The sequence below is a fragment of the Peribacillus sp. NPDC058075 genome, from assembly GCF_042885195.1.
GTDB lineage: Bacteria > Bacillota > Bacilli > Bacillales > DSM-1321 > Peribacillus.
On the sequence record NZ_JBHVSL010000001.1, the window covers coordinates 2,965,983 to 2,980,241 of the forward strand.

A 14,259-nucleotide genomic window follows, 5' to 3' on the forward strand; every position below is an offset into this window, starting at 1 on the left:
TCATTGCCCTTTTGGCTGCTTGCCTTGCTGCAGCTCACGCAGACTCAAGCCAAATGTCATTTGTAAATGGGGATAATCCTTGAATCCTGCCCAATCCCCTCCCCAATCAAACCCTAACCCTTTAGCGATGGTTACGACTTCCATCCAATCCGACTTTCCATTATCGTTGCCGTCATAACTCATGTCCCAAATGGCCTCGCCTTGTTTGTTAAGGAGGGCAAAATCTATAGCCAAACCGAAATTATGCAGCGATTCGCCACCTCTTGCATTCGTTACGATGTTGCCCGAGTCTGATCTGCCCTTTTCATAGAGTTCATTTTGCTCGGCTAATGATCGGAACCCCGCCGTAATGATAACCGGGATGCCTTTGTCATTAGCCAGTTGAATGAGCTCTTCTTTTTTTTCGGCGACAATCGGATTCAGCTCGTCAGTCAGTTCGATTTTATTTAGATCAGGAGGAAGCATATACTTGAACAAGAGCCCCAGTAACAATCCAAAAAAGCCCAACACCAAACATGTCCTTACCCAAGTGGCTTTCACTGAAAAATCCTTCCTTTACGAATAACTGTCTGAAAGTGAAAAACTCAACCAAAGACGGATGAGTTTCTTCTATTATAACTTTGCTTTCAATTCTTCAATTTGCAATAAATGCCGTTTTTCATGTAGTCCCACGAACGGGATCCATTGCTTCAAGCTTAAATCTTTAAATAAAGGATGTGGAAAAGACTTTTGTTCGAGATCAATTTCCTTTGCATGGTCAACGACCTGTACAAAAGCTTTTCGGGAATTGGACAACTTTTCCTTAACCTCACTCAAAGTTTGGTATGATTCTGACGGAATGACAAATGGCGGGGCCTGGACCTTCACTTCACGATTTAAGGTAAGCTCGATCGGTTTATCCACAGTTGGAACGCTATCGTCGCTTTTCAATTTATCGGATATGCTCTTTGTTATGGCCATCTCCATTAAAAATAAATGATCCAAAACCTGGATGATGCTCCATCGTCCTGTTTCAGGATGGGCGTTCAGCTGTTCATCCGATAGTCCATTGACCGCATTTAAAAGCTCTTCCCTGATTTTTTCATTTTCATTCATTTTTAGCATCTCCTCTAATAAGCATCGCTAATCTCCTTTAATTATTCCATGTCCTATAGGAAAGTGTAAAATAATAATACTTTTTGACAGAAACGAACCGATTAAAAGTTGTCTATTTTTCGAAAAGCTCTATGATAGTCATTAAGGTAAATTTCAAAAGACTTTCTCAATACATCATGGATCGTCTAAATAGGAGTGATCGCTATGAGTGGAGGACATATTCCATTCAGCCACAAAGGCCGCAGTGCCATGCATGCAACACCCTCAAAAGGAAGCATCTGGTTGATGCTCAAACAAATGTTCAATCGGGTACCATCCAAATGGAAGTTTTGTGCTTTGATAGTAAGTATCATGCTCTTCATTTCATTGCTTGAGTTTTCCATCCCCCAGTTGACGCAGATTACGATTGATCAAGTCATTCCCGAAAAAAGATATGATTTGTTAATCTGGATTGGCACAGGAATTCTTTGTGCTAGCATCTTATTGGCTTTACTGAACTACTTTAACAGCTATATTGTTTCCAAGGTCGGTCAAAAGGCAATTATGGATATACGGAATAGCATGTATGACCACATTCAAACACTGGATATGAAATTCTTTGACAAAAACCGTACTGGTGACTTAATGTCCCGGTTGACCAATGATGTCAACTTACTGCAGCAGCTCATCTCTTCGAGCATGCTCCAAGTCTTGACAGACACGGTGACCTTCATTGCCGTGGCGGTATATATGCTTTTCATTAACTGGAAGCTGACCATTGTCCTTCTTTTTACATTCCCTTTCATGTTCTATATCACAAGGGTATTCGGGAAACGCATCAGGATGTCCTTTAGGTCTGTGCAAAGTTCCGCAGGAGATGTCAGCAATCAGTTACAGGATTCCATTTCAGGAATGCGGCTCATTCAATCCTTTACAAATGAAGAATTCGAATCAAGGCGGTTTGCCGAGCGTAATCAGGAAAATATGGCTGCAAACGTTAAGTCGGTTCGGCTACGTTCCATGTTCGGTCCGATTATTGATTTATTGAACAATATCGGTCTTGTAGCTGTCATTGTGTTCGGTGCTTGGCAAGTAATGGAAGGTGAATTCACAATAGGATTAATCGTGGCCTTCCTCGCCTATTTGAGGTTGCTGCAGAGTCCCGTTCGCAATTTTAGCCGTGTCATTAGCATTGTCCAGCAATCAGCCGCCGCCTTTGAGCGGATAACTGAAGTATTGGAAACACAACCTGAAATATGTGACAAGGGAAATGCCATTGAACTCCCTTCCATAAAAAAGCAAATTGAATTTCAATATGTTAATTTTTCTTATGATGAGAGTGTTCCTGTGCTCAGCAATTTAAACCTGACCATGAAAGCTGGTCAAGTAACCGCCCTGGTCGGCTCCTCTGGTGCAGGAAAATCGACCATCACGAGCCTTTTGATTCGATTTTATGATCCGCAAGATGGAACAATTAAAATGGATGGACATGATATCAAAAATGTATCACTGAAATCATTAAGGGGACAAATGGGAGTTGTCTCCCAGGATATCATTTTATTCAACGGATCCATCCGGGATAACATTGTGTATGGCAAACTTGATGCTACAGATGAGGAAATCATCGAATCCGCCAATGCGGCAAATGCGCATGACTTTATCAGTGGCTTTCCTGATGGGTATGATTCTCAAATTGGAGAGCGCGGAGTCAAGCTTTCCGGCGGACAAAAACAACGCATTGCCATTGCCAGAGCACTTTTGAAAAACCCGCAAATCATCATTCTCGATGAAGCAACGGCGGCCTTGGATACAGAATCCGAACATTTAATACAGGAAGCTTTGTCACGTTTATTGATAAACCGGACTTCAATCGTCATTGCACATCGTTTATCGACCATTCATGATGCCGATCAAATAATCGTTCTGGAAAAAGGGCAGGTTCATGAAAAAGGAACACATGAACAGTTATTGCAAAACAACGGCAGATATAAGCAGCTCCATGACTTGCAGTTCCCTCAACTAAATGCCATTTTTAATTCCTAGCAAGCAAAAATGCACAGAATGCCTTTCTGTGCATTTTTGCTTTCATTTGAAATCATAACTTTCCAAAACCCGATTCGCAATGAGCTGGTACCCTTTTTCATTCGGATGTAACTTATCACTGAAATACTCTGTTTTCTTTTTACCTTCAAAAAGATCATTCGTAGGAATGAATAACATCCTATTGTCTTTATCCGCTATTCCCTTTATTGACTGGTTATAATCGCGAATGTGATTTTCAAGTTTTCGATTTCCTTTATTTGGGTTATATAGTCCTACTACCAGAATATCCGCTTTATCATTTGCCTTTATCAGTGTTGACGTAATCTTTTGCAGATGGTTGATATACTCCCGTTTACCCTCATTGATTTTTCGATCACTGATTTTCTCCAAGTCCCCGCCATTACTATTGATCAAGTCATTCGTTCCAATATAAACGATGAAAGTATCGGCTTCATCAAGTTTCGTTTTAATGCGGTAATCATCAATCTGTTTCATCACCCCATCCGTTTCCTGGCCTTTTATACCGTAATTCCAAAAACTCACCTTTTGTTCCGATTCTGGGTTATTCAATTCATCCTCCAGGCCTTCTATATATCCTTCCCCGTCCTTATCCCCTTTTCCATAGGTTAACGAATCTCCAAAAGCCATCACCCTTTGCACATCTTTCGACTCCGAGGCCTGAAATTCATATGCAGCAAAACATATAACCAGTACTATAAACAAAAAAACTGTCAACTTTTTCATTTGGTTCTCCTCTGTCTTTTTACTAGAAGTATTTAATCCTTTACATACCCCAAAAATCTGCAGACGTAACATAAAAAAGAATTGTCAGATAAAGAGTAAAGAGTGTATGATAATAAAAACTTTCAATGGATTGGGTGTCATTCACCGTCCCTTAAACAAAAAACGGGATTACCCTTCATTCTGGAGATTGAATAAATGATAGTCAGGAGTTTAAATCATGGAAGAGCACATAGAGTTCAGAGAGGCAGAACTATCTGATCTACCCAAAATTGTTGAAATATATAATTCGACAATTGCTTCAAGAATGGTCACGGCGGATACGGAGCCTGTATCCGTCCAATCGAGGGTTAAATGGTTTGAGGAACATCATTCAGAAAGTAGACCGCTATATATCATTGCTATAGAAGGGAAAACTGCTGGATGGATGAGCTTTCAATCCTTCTATGGCCGACCGGCGTATAATTCCACTGCCGAAATCAGCATTTATATGGATGATTATTTCCGGGGAAAAGGAATCGGACAAATTTCGATTCAAAAGGCAATTGAATGGAGTCCAAAATTAGGTATTAAGACTTTATTGGGTTTCATTTTCGCCCACAATTTACCGAGCCTTAAGCTTTTTTCCAAATTCGGGTTTGAAGAATGGGCACATTTACCTCAAGTTGCCGAGCTGGATGGCATTGAGCGGGATTTGATCATTCTTGGTAAACGTGTCGATTTTTAAGATAATTCTTTAGAGCTATTGCCTTGAGCAGTAGCTTTTTCAAATTAATGCAGTTCGAATTGGCTAATTTAAAAATACCTATATGCTTTTTGGAGAGAAAAGTATTCAGACTCTCTTTTACTTGCTAACGCATTTAATAGCGTATCCAATTCTTGACTGGCTTGAACAGTTAGCAGACTTGTTAAGCCGTAACTTGCTGCCAATTTGATCATTTCCTGTCTCTTTTCTTCTACTTTTTCTATAGTTACCTTACGGCAAGGCATTATATGTCACCTCCCATTTATTCAATTTTTTTACACTTTCATCATAATGAAACCACTAGTTAAAATCAACTATTTTTTAGAAATAAAATGTGTAATTTTATAGGTTAAATGTGACAAAACACCTACTTTATTCTTTAATTATGTATATTTTATGTCATTTCCTATTAAACGCAAAAAAGCACCCACTGGTGTACTGTGAATGCTTAATCATATCCCCTATCCAAGAACCCAAAATATAGTCCATCGCTTACTAAGTCATCCATTCAGAAGGTGACTCGTTATTAGGTCTATTTATTACAATCTTATATTCATCTTCAAGCACTTTTAATGGGGCATCATAAAGGTGCCTTTCATCAGAAGTTTTGTATACTCCATTGGCCAATAGCTCTTCAATGAGCATTGCCTTCCTCTGTTCAATCCTCTTAAATAATTCTGCCATGTAAATGGCTCCTTTCCTAGTCATCCTAGAGCCTGCTTCTAGTTAGCTAACTTTATCAACTTATTTGATTTTCACCAAATTATATATACCTTTTCTATTATGTCACTAAACGTTATTTCCCAAAAATAAAAGCCCCTTCTAATTCAAGAAGAGGCTGACAATGTCCGTACGGCTCTTCTTATCTTCCAAGCATAAGCTTGTTGGATTTAGCACAGTTCCCAAAACGGGTCCGCTGCCGAGGTTTCTTAGGGCCAAGTCCCTCCACCTCTCTGGATAAGAATTCGATATATAATTGTTGTAGAAATGATTCTATCCTAATAATCATCAAAAGTCAATTACCTGGTTCTCCCTTTTTTCCTTGACATAAAGTTTATCCCTCTTTTAAATACGGGTTGCAATTTCTTGTCTTTCTGATATGATGTCAGTAATTACATACAATTCACACCACTAGGGGAGTCTTTTTTTAGACTGAGATGGAATTAATTCCGGACCCTTTGAACCTGAACCGGCTCATACCGGCGGAGGGAAGTGGATGATATCGTCCATTCACAGACTATATCCATCTACCCCGTTCCGTATTCAGGAACGGGGTTTTTCATTATCAAAGGGAACCATTATGAAGGAGGATGAACAATGGAGAATATTAAAACAAAAACATTCAGTGATAGACTTCATTCACGGGCAAAAGAGATTTGGAAAAGGAACCATTCACATCCCTTTGTCCAGGCAATTGGAAACGGCACGCTTCCTGAAAAGAAATTTGCCTATTACCTGAAGCAGGACTATATCTATCTCATGGATTATTCCAAGCTCTTCGCTTTAGGTGTCATCAAAGCTCATAACATCGAAACCATGGCAAAGTTTTCGAGTATTTTAAATGAAACCCTTCAAGTGGAAATGGATATCCATCGGCATTATGCTTCCGAATTCGGAATCAGTTCCAAAGAATTGGAAGATACAGAACCTACTCCCACCACTCTAGCCTATACAGGTTACATGCTAAATGCAGCTCAGCATGGGACTTTGGCAGACTTGATCGCCTGTCTCCTGCCCTGCGCTTGGGATTATTATGAAATCGGTTTGCTATTAAAAGAACAAAATGGAGCAGCATTGGAAAACAATCGCTACGCAGATTGGATAAGGTCCTATTCATCGCCTGAATTCGGGGAAGCACACAAGTGGCTGATCGCATTGTTGGAAGAATTGACGGAGGGCATGCCAGAAAAGGAACTTCTTAGATTAGAAAAGCACTTTTTGGTTACGTCCCGATATGAATATTTATTCTGGGATATGGTTCAAAATGAGCAGGATTGGCCGCTGTAGGTCGCAGACATGATGAATCCTATCAAGAAACTGACGTTGACTGCCATGATCACGGCTATTACGACGCTGACCAGTTCATTTATTTTCATCCCTGCAGGATTTGCAAAGGTCTTTCCTGTTCAGCATCTGGCAAATGTCCTCACGGCCGTTCTATTGGGGCCTGCTTATGCTGTGACACAAGCTTTCTTAGTTTCCATCATTAGAAACATGTCTGGTACCGGTTCAATATTCGCCTTTCCCGGCAGCATGATCGGTGCACTTTTGGCTGCCATCCTTTATCGAAAAACACAAAGCTTAAAATTCGCTTGTTTAGGTGAAGTGATCGGGACCGGCATTCTCGGTTCCCTGGCCTGTTATCCACTTGCCATCCTCCTATTGGGAGAAAAAGCTGCTCTTTTTGGTTTTTTACCGGCTTTTATGCTCAGTTCATTCGCAGGTTCGATTTTAGCTTTCATATTACTTAAAATACTTCTAAAAAATAATTATATGAAGGGGTTTTTTTATGAAAACAGCATTAACCATCGCCGGCTCTGATTCAGGGGGCGGTGCTGGAATACAAGCGGATTTAAAAACATTTTCTGCACATGGGGTCTTTGGAATGTCTGCCATCACAGCCGTAACCGCACAAAATACAATGGAAGTCCGTTCTGTACAGCCAATAGAAACAGCTATCATATCGGACCAAATTGCAGCTATATTTGAAGATATTCCTGTCGATGCAGTAAAAATAGGCATGCTCGGATCAAAAGAAATCGTGGAAACAGTCGCAGCGTCCCTTAAAACCTACATGCCTGCCATCGTTATCCTTGACCCTGTCATGATTTCCAAAAGCGGCCACCATTTGCTCGACGAAAAGGCTGTCTCCGCCTTAAAAGCGGATTTGCTTCCGCTTGCAACACTTGTAACACCAAATGTACCGGAAGCGGAAGTACTTACTGGCTTGTCGATACGGACGAAACAAGATTTCTATAGAGCATGCATTTCAATACAAGAAATGGGTCCCAAATCCGTTTTACTTAAAGGCGGCCATGCAGCGGGAAATCCAAATGATCTTTTTTATGATGGGACTGACTTCCACTGGATCAAGGGAGAGCGCATTCATACAAAAAACACTCATGGTACGGGCTGTACCTTATCATCCGCCATTACATCAAACCTGGCAAATGGACTGCCATTGCCAGAGTCGATCGAACAGGCCAAGACTTATATTTCTGAAGCGATACGCAAAAGTTTTTCAATCGGTAAAGGTCATGGACCTGTCCATCATTTTCATTCATATTCTAAAAAAGAACGGAGTGACACTTAACATGAAGGTTTCCGCAGCCGATTTATTCGTGAAGGTAAGAGAAAGCAAACCACTCGTTCATCAAATCACCAACTTTGTTACGGTCAACGACTGTGCAAATGCCACCCTTGCCATCGGTGGTTCACCAGTGATGACATCGAGCCCAAGAGAAGTGGCGGATATGGTCAAATTGGCGGATGCATTGGTCCTGAATTTCGGTACGATCGATGATAAAGCCTTGGAAGCAATGGAGATTGCCGGTTCGACTGCAAATGACCTGGATATCCCTGTCATTTTGGACCCGGTGGGAGTTGGTGCCACCGCCTATCGTACAGAGCAAGTGAAAGAGCTTCTAAGGAAGGTCACTTTCCGAATCATTCGCGGAAATGCAAGTGAGATTCTTTCATTGATGGGTGGGGATACCGTTACTCGCGGGGTGGATTCGGAGGAGCTTGCGGTCAGCAATGCAGAGCTGGCCGCTCAAGCGGCAAAAAAATTTAATTGCATCGTCGTGGTCAGCGGAGCGAAGGATGCGGTCAGCGATGGAACACATACGTCCATCATCGATAACGGGAACCTGCTTTTAACTAATGTTACAGGTACCGGTTGCATGTCCACAGCTCTTATCGGCACTTTTTCCGGAGTCACCGATGATTTCTATTCTGCGGCGATTGCCGGTATCTCAACCATGAGCATTTCAGGGGAACTAGCTGCCAAAAATCTTCAAAAGGATGAAGGAACAGGAACGTTTCGTGTGCGATTAATCGATGCAATATCAAGAATGGATAAGGAAATCTGGATGCATGAGGTGAAAATAAATGAAGAAGTCCCAAATTGATTTTAGCCTGTATTTAGTTACAGACGAGTCCCTGGCAATAGAAGAATTGACCAAAATCATTGCAGAATCGGTTTCAGGAGGAGTCTCGATCGTACAGCTTAGAGAGAAAAACAATTCCTCCCTCTCCTTTTATAATAAAGCTTTTGCATTAAAACAGTTATTGAACGAGCTGTCCATACCCCTTATTATCAATGACCGGGTTGATATAGCCCTTGCTGTTGCAGCGGATGGAATTCATATTGGGCAAGATGACCTACCACTGCCTGTCGTCAAAAAAGTGGTTCCCGAAGATATGATTGTCGGTGTATCTGTCTCCACTCTTGAGGAGGCTCTAGAAGCCGAACGAAATGGAGCGGATTATATCGGAGTCGGCTCCGTTTTCCCTACAAAGACCAAACAAGATGCAACCTTAATGGCCATTGGGGATCTGGAGGAAATTTGCCGCAGCGTATCCATTCCCGCCGTAGCCATCGGGGGTATAACGGCCGATAACATTTCCGACCTTTCTGCTAGCGGGCTGTCTGGTACCGCAGTCGTATCGGCCATCATGAATGCAGAAAGTCCAAAGACTGCCTCCGAATCCCTTTTAAAAATCATAAAAAACTTTAAATAACAAAAGGATGGGGACTGAATACAGTCCCCATCCTTTTGTTTATGTCAAAACGGTATTCTTTGTTTCCTTCCCAAACGCTACGGCAACTGCCCCCACTAAAATAGCCATTGTAAAAATGGTGAAAATCGATGAAATCGGGGTGCCGGCAGCTACTAAATAGCCTACAAGCAACGGTCCCAGGACACCGCCGATCCTGCCGATCCCTGCGGCTAAACCAGCACCTGTACCACGAACTGCTGTTGGATACTGCTCAGGAGTATACGCATAAAGTGCACCCCATGCACCTAGGTTGAAGAAAGATAGGAACATTCCGGAAACTATCAGCAGTGCCAGCCCCTCTGCTGATCCAAAGAAAAAGGCACTGACGGCCGTTCCGATTAAGTATGTGATTAAAACGAATTTACGTCCCAACTTCTCTATCAGCCATGCAGCTGAAAAATAGCCCGGAAGCTGTGCAAGCGTCATGATCAATACATATTCAAAGCTTTGAATCATGCTGAATCCTTTTAGGACCATCACACTTGGAAGCCATAAAAACATCCCATAATAAGAAAAGACGACGCAAAACCATAAAACCCACAACACAAGGGTCTGACGGGAGTATTCCTTTTTCCAGACACTTTTCATATTGCTTAATACAGATGGTCTCTGCTTTTTTTCAAGTTCCGTATACTTCGGTGAATCCGGCAGTTTCAAGCGCAGATACAGCGCATATAAAGCGGGTACGGCGCTCAATAACAAGGCAACCCGCCAACCATAAGCCGGTATGATGAAATAGGATATGAGTGCTGCCAAAATCCAGCCAACCGCCCAAAAGCTTTCAAGAAGGACGACGACCCTTCCCCTTTTACTCGCTTCAACACTTTCAGAGACCAATGTCGAGGCAACCGGAAGTTCTCCTCCCAGTCCCATTCCAATCAAAAATCGCAAGACCAAGAACAAGCTGAGTGTACTGACTGCTGCAGACAGGCCACTTGCGATTGAAAACAATAATAGTGTAATGATAAAAACATTCTTCCGTCCGACCCTGTCGGCCATCGCACCAAAGAATACAGCTCCAACAGCCATTCCTATGGAGTTTATGCTTCCAATCCAGCCAACCTGCTCACTGGTTAAGTTCCATTCCTGTCTTAAAGCAACTATAATGAAAGAAAGCATACCGACATCAAGTGCATCGAACATCCATCCAAGACCCGCAACACCAAGTAGCTTACGCTGCGATATCATTTTCGCATCATTTCCCATATATTCCTCCTGAAGAACTTTCGACCTTCTTGTTATTTTATCCTTATTCATTTTAACTATTAACTTTCATTTTTGCTATAGTAATTACAGATGTCATGACAAAAAAATACTTCATTTTTAAAATGATGAAGAATTCTTGGATATTCTGTCGAATGTTATAGATTGAATATTCCCTTTTTTTCATTTATCATAAAAATTGGCAATCATAGCGTTAACAATAAGTCATCATGTTTAGCCCAAGATAATTATTTTATTCAGGAGGGTAATTAATGACAAATCTAACGTTAGAAGTAAGTGGAAAGCTGCAAAAATTTTTAACAGGACCAAAAAAGCTCTATATTAATGGTCAGTTTGTAGAAAGTGCTTCAAAAAAAACCTTCTCCACTCCCAATCCTGCCACGGGACAAAAGCTTGCCGATGTTTATGAAGCGGATAAAGAAGATATTGACTTAGCCGTCAAAGCAGCTCGCAAAGCATTCGATGAAGGTCCTTGGTCAAGGATGAGCGCGGCTGCACGCAGTAGACTTATGTATAAACTAGCCGACTTAATGGAAGAAAATAAAACTGAACTTGCTCAATTGGAAACGTTGGATAATGGAAAACCAATCAATGAAACGACCAATGCCGACATTCCTTTAGCGATAGAACATATGAGATATTTTGCTGGCTGGTCCACCAAGATTGTCGGGCAGACCATTCCGGTAAGCGGAAATTATTTTAACTACACAAAACACGAGGCTGTTGGTGTTGTCGGCCAAATCATCCCATGGAACTTTCCGCTTCTTATGGCGATGTGGAAACTCGGAGCGGCACTTGCTACAGGTTGTACAGTCATATTAAAGCCTGCTGAGCAAACACCGCTTTCCGCTCTTTACCTGGCTGAATTATTGGCTGAGGCCGGTTTCCCTGATGGTGTCGTCAATATCGTACCCGGTTTTGGTGAAACCGCTGGACAAGCACTTGTCGACCATCCGCAAGTAAATAAAATCGCATTTACCGGTTCGACCGAAGTGGGAAAATTGATCATGCGCTCCGCTTCATACTCATTGAAACGGGTCACATTGGAACTTGGAGGGAAATCGCCAAACATCATCCTGCCTGATGCTGATTTCTCAAAAGCCATCCCTGGAGCTTTGAATGGGGTCATGTTTAACCAAGGTCAGGTATGCTGTGCCGGTTCAAGGGTTTATATTCAAAAGAAACATTATGATAATGTGGTTGCCGATATGGCCAGCCATGCAAAAAACATCAAACAAGGGATAGGTCTGGATCCAAGTACACAAATTGGACCGCTTGTTTCCGAGGAGCAGCAAAATCGGGTAATGGGTTATATTGAAAAGGGGAAAAACGAGGGTGCGGAAGTACTTGTCGGCGGAAATAAACCGGGTGAACAAGGCTACTTTGTTTCTCCTACTATATTCGCTGGTGTTGAAGAGGATATGACGATTGCCAAAGAAGAGATTTTCGGACCGGTCATAGCGGCCATGCCATTCGATGATTTAGATGATGTCATTAACCGTGCAAATGCCAGTGAATATGGATTGGCTGCCGGCTTATGGACAAGCGATATAGCCAATGCCCATTATGTTGCAGGGAAACTCCGTGCCGGTACAGTATGGGTGAACTGTTATAACGCGTTCGACGCAGCTTCCCCGTTCGGCGGCTACAAACAATCCGGAATCGGACGTGAAATGGGATCTTATGCACTGGACAACTATTCTGAAGTGAAAAGCGTCTGGATTAATTTGGGTAAATGATGTATTGACTATTAAGAAAGAGGGTCTCAAAGAGACCCTCTTTCTTTCAGTCCATTGATTCGCTGTACAGAATCATTGAATTATTCAACTAATCAAACCTTTTCAATAGTCTTTCCTTCTTTAGTTTTGGTAAAATGCATGATAGACAAAATAGCTGCTGGAGCAGCTCCTTGCCAGTTATGATGAACTCCTTCGTATACTATTAATTTTCACAATCGTTGTAAAAAGTTTCTTTTTTATATCACAAAAAGTACAATTATAAATGTAGAAAATGGAAAAGGAGATTTAAAATGATGAGTGATTTTCAAACGAATTTAGAAAAATATGCAGAACTTGCCGTAAAAGTCGGCGTAAACATCCAGCAAGACCAAACCTTGGTCGTAAACACAACATTAGATGGCGCTGAACTTGTGCGTCTCATTGTAAAAAAGGCATATGAGAACGGTGCGCGCAATGTCATCGTTAATTGGAATGACGATATCGTTTCACGTACCAAATATGAACTGGCTCCGGACGAGGTGTTCCACGAATATCCAAAATGGCGTGCAGAAGAAACGATCGAACTTGCAGAAAACGGAGCTGCCTATCTATCCGTCATCTCCTCCAGCCCGGACTTATTAAAAGGTGTAAAGCCTGAAAGGATTGCCAACTTCCAAAAAGCATCGGGGACGGCTCTGAAGAAGTGGCGTCAGTATATGCAATCCGATAAAGTGAGCTGGTCCATAGTTGCCGTCCCTTCAAAGGCTTGGGCTGATAAAGTATTCCCTGAAGAAGCAGAAGGTAAACGCGTTGACCTGCTATGGGATGCCATTTTCAAAGCAGTTCGTGTTGATGTGAAGGATCCTGTAGAGGCCTGGAAAAAACACGATGATACCCTTCATGAAAAGGTTGATTACTTAAATGATAAGCATTACCAAAAATTGCATTACACGGCACCTGGAACCGACTTGACAATTGAGTTACCCGACAAACATCTTTGGGTCGGAGCAGGAAGCGTTAACGTACAGGGCCATGAATTCATGGCTAACATGCCAACCGAAGAAGTGTTTACAGTTCCATTGAAAACAGGCGTTAACGGTACGGTTTCCAGTACGAAACCACTTAGTTACGGCGGCAACATCATCAATAATTTTTCCGTGACCTTTAAGGAAGGACGGATCATTGAAGTAAAAGCTGAAGAAGGGGAAGAAATCCTAAAGCAATTGGTTGAAACGGATGAAGGTTCACACTATCTTGGTGAAGTGGCACTTGTTCCATCCAACTCACCAATTTCCCAATCGAATGTTTTATTCTTCAATACATTATTCGATGAAAATGCATCAAACCATCTCGCTATCGGCAGCTCCTATGCTTTCTGTATTGAAGGCGGAAAAAACATGACACCAGAAGAGCTTGCAGAAAATGGACTGAATGAAAGCCTTACACATGTCGATTTCATGATTGGATCGGAGAAAATGAACATCGACGGCATCAAACAGGACGGCTCTTCAGAACCTGTCTTCCGTAACGGGGATTGGGCGTTTTAATTAAAGCGTTGATATAGAAGGCTTGAAGGTCTAAAACCTTGAGTGTACACAGAAATGGTCACTATTCATCAGCCACGTGTTTCTGCATACTAGGAAGCACGTGGCTATTCATATAACGTAATTTTGAATAGTTGTATAACCAGCCCGCTTAGAAAATATTCTTCTAGGGTTAATACAACATTTATTAAAGCTAATATAAGTTTTGATATGTACTACCGCTACAAATCGACAAATCTTGAATAAATTAATCAAAAGGTAATGTAATCGGATTAACACCAGCTAGAAATTCATTAAGATTATGTTCCGCTACCTACTTAAAAATCCTGTATTAGTTGATAAAACCGCCAATCTTAATGACTGGTGGTTTTTATGTATGTATAAAAAA

At 41.6% G+C, this 14,259-nt stretch carries 15 protein-coding genes and 2 riboswitches; of the genes, 9 read left to right on the top strand and 6 right to left on the bottom strand.

Annotated features, from left to right (window positions below):
* Together ACFVS1_RS14700 and ACFVS1_RS14705 are read right to left on the bottom strand one after the other, a co-directional pair.
* The gene (locus ACFVS1_RS14700) at positions 1-540 is read right to left on the bottom strand and encodes a M15 family metallopeptidase (protein ID WP_387548364.1); all 540 of its coding nucleotides are present in this window, start codon (positions 538-540) and stop codon (positions 1-3) included.
* A gap of 72 nt (positions 541-612) precedes the next feature.
* Entirely contained in the window at positions 613-1,095 is a 483-nt protein-coding gene (locus ACFVS1_RS14705) for a DinB family protein (RefSeq protein ID WP_387548367.1), read from the bottom strand.
* A gap of 204 nt (positions 1,096-1,299) precedes the next feature.
* Between ACFVS1_RS14705 and ACFVS1_RS14710 the strand changes: the two genes are divergently transcribed.
* Positions 1,300-3,117 (top strand): ABC transporter ATP-binding protein, encoded by a 1,818-nt coding sequence (locus ACFVS1_RS14710; RefSeq protein ID WP_387548370.1) that lies wholly within the window; start codon positions 1,300-1,302, stop codon positions 3,115-3,117.
* 42 nt (positions 3,118-3,159) lie between these two features.
* On the opposite strand, the gene ACFVS1_RS14715 is transcribed toward ACFVS1_RS14710, so the two are convergent.
* Positions 3,160-3,861, bottom strand: coding sequence for a GDSL-type esterase/lipase family protein (locus ACFVS1_RS14715; protein ID WP_387548373.1), 702 nt, complete (start codon positions 3,859-3,861; stop codon positions 3,160-3,162).
* A 217-nt stretch (positions 3,862-4,078) separates the two neighbouring features.
* Here ACFVS1_RS14715 and ACFVS1_RS14720 point away from each other — a divergent pair, with 217 nt between their 5' ends.
* Positions 4,079-4,585 (top strand): GNAT family N-acetyltransferase, encoded by a 507-nt coding sequence (locus tag ACFVS1_RS14720; RefSeq protein ID WP_387548375.1) that lies wholly within the window; start codon positions 4,079-4,081, stop codon positions 4,583-4,585.
* 68 nt (positions 4,586-4,653) lie between these two features.
* Here ACFVS1_RS14720 and ACFVS1_RS14725 read toward each other — a convergent pair whose 3' ends face one another.
* Together ACFVS1_RS14725 and ACFVS1_RS14730 are read right to left on the bottom strand one after the other, a co-directional pair.
* Positions 4,654-4,848: a Spo0E family sporulation regulatory protein-aspartic acid phosphatase gene (locus tag ACFVS1_RS14725; RefSeq protein ID WP_352921784.1), complete on the bottom strand. Its 195-nt coding sequence runs from the start codon at positions 4,846-4,848 to the stop codon at positions 4,654-4,656.
* A 250-nt stretch (positions 4,849-5,098) separates the two neighbouring features.
* Positions 5,099-5,287, bottom strand: a complete 189-nt coding sequence (locus tag ACFVS1_RS14730) for a Fur-regulated basic protein FbpA (protein WP_207437698.1) — start codon at positions 5,285-5,287, stop codon at positions 5,099-5,101.
* 175 nt (positions 5,288-5,462) lie between these two features.
* A riboswitch (SAM riboswitch) is annotated at positions 5,463-5,567 on the bottom strand.
* 159 nt (positions 5,568-5,726) lie between these two features.
* Positions 5,727-5,831: riboswitch (TPP riboswitch) on the top strand.
* Positions 5,832-5,920: 89 nt separating this feature from the next.
* Here ACFVS1_RS14730 and tenA point away from each other — a divergent pair.
* Genes tenA through thiE form a run of 5 tightly spaced genes read left to right on the top strand, consistent with a single transcriptional unit; the run spans position 5,921 to position 9,346 of the window.
* Entirely contained in the window at positions 5,921-6,610 is a 690-nt protein-coding gene (tenA, locus tag ACFVS1_RS14735) for a thiaminase II (RefSeq protein WP_387548379.1), read from the top strand.
* A 12-nt stretch (positions 6,611-6,622) separates the two neighbouring features.
* Entirely contained in the window at positions 6,623-7,144 is a 522-nt protein-coding gene (thiW, locus tag ACFVS1_RS14740; RefSeq protein WP_352922645.1) for an energy coupling factor transporter S component ThiW, read from the top strand.
* Positions 7,113-7,916, top strand: a complete 804-nt coding sequence (thiD, locus tag ACFVS1_RS14745; RefSeq protein ID WP_387548382.1) for a bifunctional hydroxymethylpyrimidine kinase/phosphomethylpyrimidine kinase — start codon at positions 7,113-7,115, stop codon at positions 7,914-7,916. Before thiW ends, thiD begins: the two co-directional genes overlap by 32 nt.
* 1 nt (position 7,917) lies before the next feature.
* Positions 7,918-8,733: a hydroxyethylthiazole kinase gene (gene thiM, locus ACFVS1_RS14750; RefSeq protein WP_387548384.1), complete on the top strand. Its 816-nt coding sequence runs from the start codon at positions 7,918-7,920 to the stop codon at positions 8,731-8,733.
* The gene (gene thiE / locus ACFVS1_RS14755; protein ID WP_387548387.1) at positions 8,714-9,346 is read left to right on the top strand and encodes a thiamine phosphate synthase; all 633 of its coding nucleotides are present in this window, start codon (positions 8,714-8,716) and stop codon (positions 9,344-9,346) included. The genes thiM and thiE overlap by 20 nt, the downstream gene beginning before the upstream one ends.
* Positions 9,347-9,385: 39 nt before the next feature.
* Here thiE and ACFVS1_RS14760 read toward each other — a convergent pair whose 3' ends face one another.
* The gene (locus tag ACFVS1_RS14760; protein WP_352921793.1) at positions 9,386-10,591 is read right to left on the bottom strand and encodes an MFS transporter; all 1,206 of its coding nucleotides are present in this window, start codon (positions 10,589-10,591) and stop codon (positions 9,386-9,388) included.
* 269 nt (positions 10,592-10,860) lie between these two features.
* On the opposite strand from ACFVS1_RS14760, the gene ACFVS1_RS14765 reads away from it, so the two are divergent.
* Both ACFVS1_RS14765 and ACFVS1_RS14770 read left to right on the top strand, forming a co-directional pair.
* Positions 10,861-12,348 (top strand): aldehyde dehydrogenase family protein, encoded by a 1,488-nt coding sequence (locus ACFVS1_RS14765; protein WP_352921795.1) that lies wholly within the window; start codon positions 10,861-10,863, stop codon positions 12,346-12,348.
* 293 nt (positions 12,349-12,641) lie between these two features.
* Positions 12,642-13,874, top strand: a complete 1,233-nt coding sequence (locus ACFVS1_RS14770) for an aminopeptidase (protein ID WP_387548390.1) — start codon at positions 12,642-12,644, stop codon at positions 13,872-13,874.
* Positions 13,875-14,259: the final 385 nt, after the last annotated feature.

What these genes read in the sequence shown, in the direction of transcription:
- thiD (WP_387548382.1), top strand. Translation starts at nt 7,113, where the DNA reads ATGAAAACAGCATTAACCATCGCCGGCTCTGATTCAGGGGGCGGTGCT.
- thiW (WP_352922645.1), top strand. Translation starts at nt 6,623, where the DNA reads ATGAATCCTATCAAGAAACTGACGTTGACTGCCATGATCACGGCTATT.
- ACFVS1_RS14720 (WP_387548375.1), top strand. Translation starts at nt 4,079, where the DNA reads ATGGAAGAGCACATAGAGTTCAGAGAGGCAGAACTATCTGATCTACCC.
- ACFVS1_RS14730 (WP_207437698.1), bottom strand. Translation starts at nt 5,287, where the DNA reads ATGGCAGAATTATTTAAGAGGATTGAACAGAGGAAGGCAATGCTCATT.
- thiM (WP_387548384.1), top strand. Translation starts at nt 7,918, where the DNA reads ATGAAGGTTTCCGCAGCCGATTTATTCGTGAAGGTAAGAGAAAGCAAA.
- ACFVS1_RS14770 (WP_387548390.1), top strand. Translation starts at nt 12,642, where the DNA reads ATGAGTGATTTTCAAACGAATTTAGAAAAATATGCAGAACTTGCCGTA.
- thiE (WP_387548387.1), top strand. Translation starts at nt 8,714, where the DNA reads ATGAAGAAGTCCCAAATTGATTTTAGCCTGTATTTAGTTACAGACGAG.
- ACFVS1_RS14765 (WP_352921795.1), top strand. Translation starts at nt 10,861, where the DNA reads ATGACAAATCTAACGTTAGAAGTAAGTGGAAAGCTGCAAAAATTTTTA.
- ACFVS1_RS14760 (WP_352921793.1), bottom strand. Translation starts at nt 10,591, where the DNA reads ATGGGAAATGATGCGAAAATGATATCGCAGCGTAAGCTACTTGGTGTT.
- ACFVS1_RS14710 (WP_387548370.1), top strand. Translation starts at nt 1,300, where the DNA reads ATGAGTGGAGGACATATTCCATTCAGCCACAAAGGCCGCAGTGCCATG.
- ACFVS1_RS14725 (WP_352921784.1), bottom strand. Translation starts at nt 4,848, where the DNA reads ATGCCTTGCCGTAAGGTAACTATAGAAAAAGTAGAAGAAAAGAGACAG.
- ACFVS1_RS14705 (WP_387548367.1), bottom strand. Translation starts at nt 1,095, where the DNA reads ATGAATGAAAATGAAAAAATCAGGGAAGAGCTTTTAAATGCGGTCAAT.
- tenA (WP_387548379.1), top strand. Translation starts at nt 5,921, where the DNA reads ATGGAGAATATTAAAACAAAAACATTCAGTGATAGACTTCATTCACGG.
- ACFVS1_RS14715 (WP_387548373.1), bottom strand. Translation starts at nt 3,861, where the DNA reads ATGAAAAAGTTGACAGTTTTTTTGTTTATAGTACTGGTTATATGTTTT.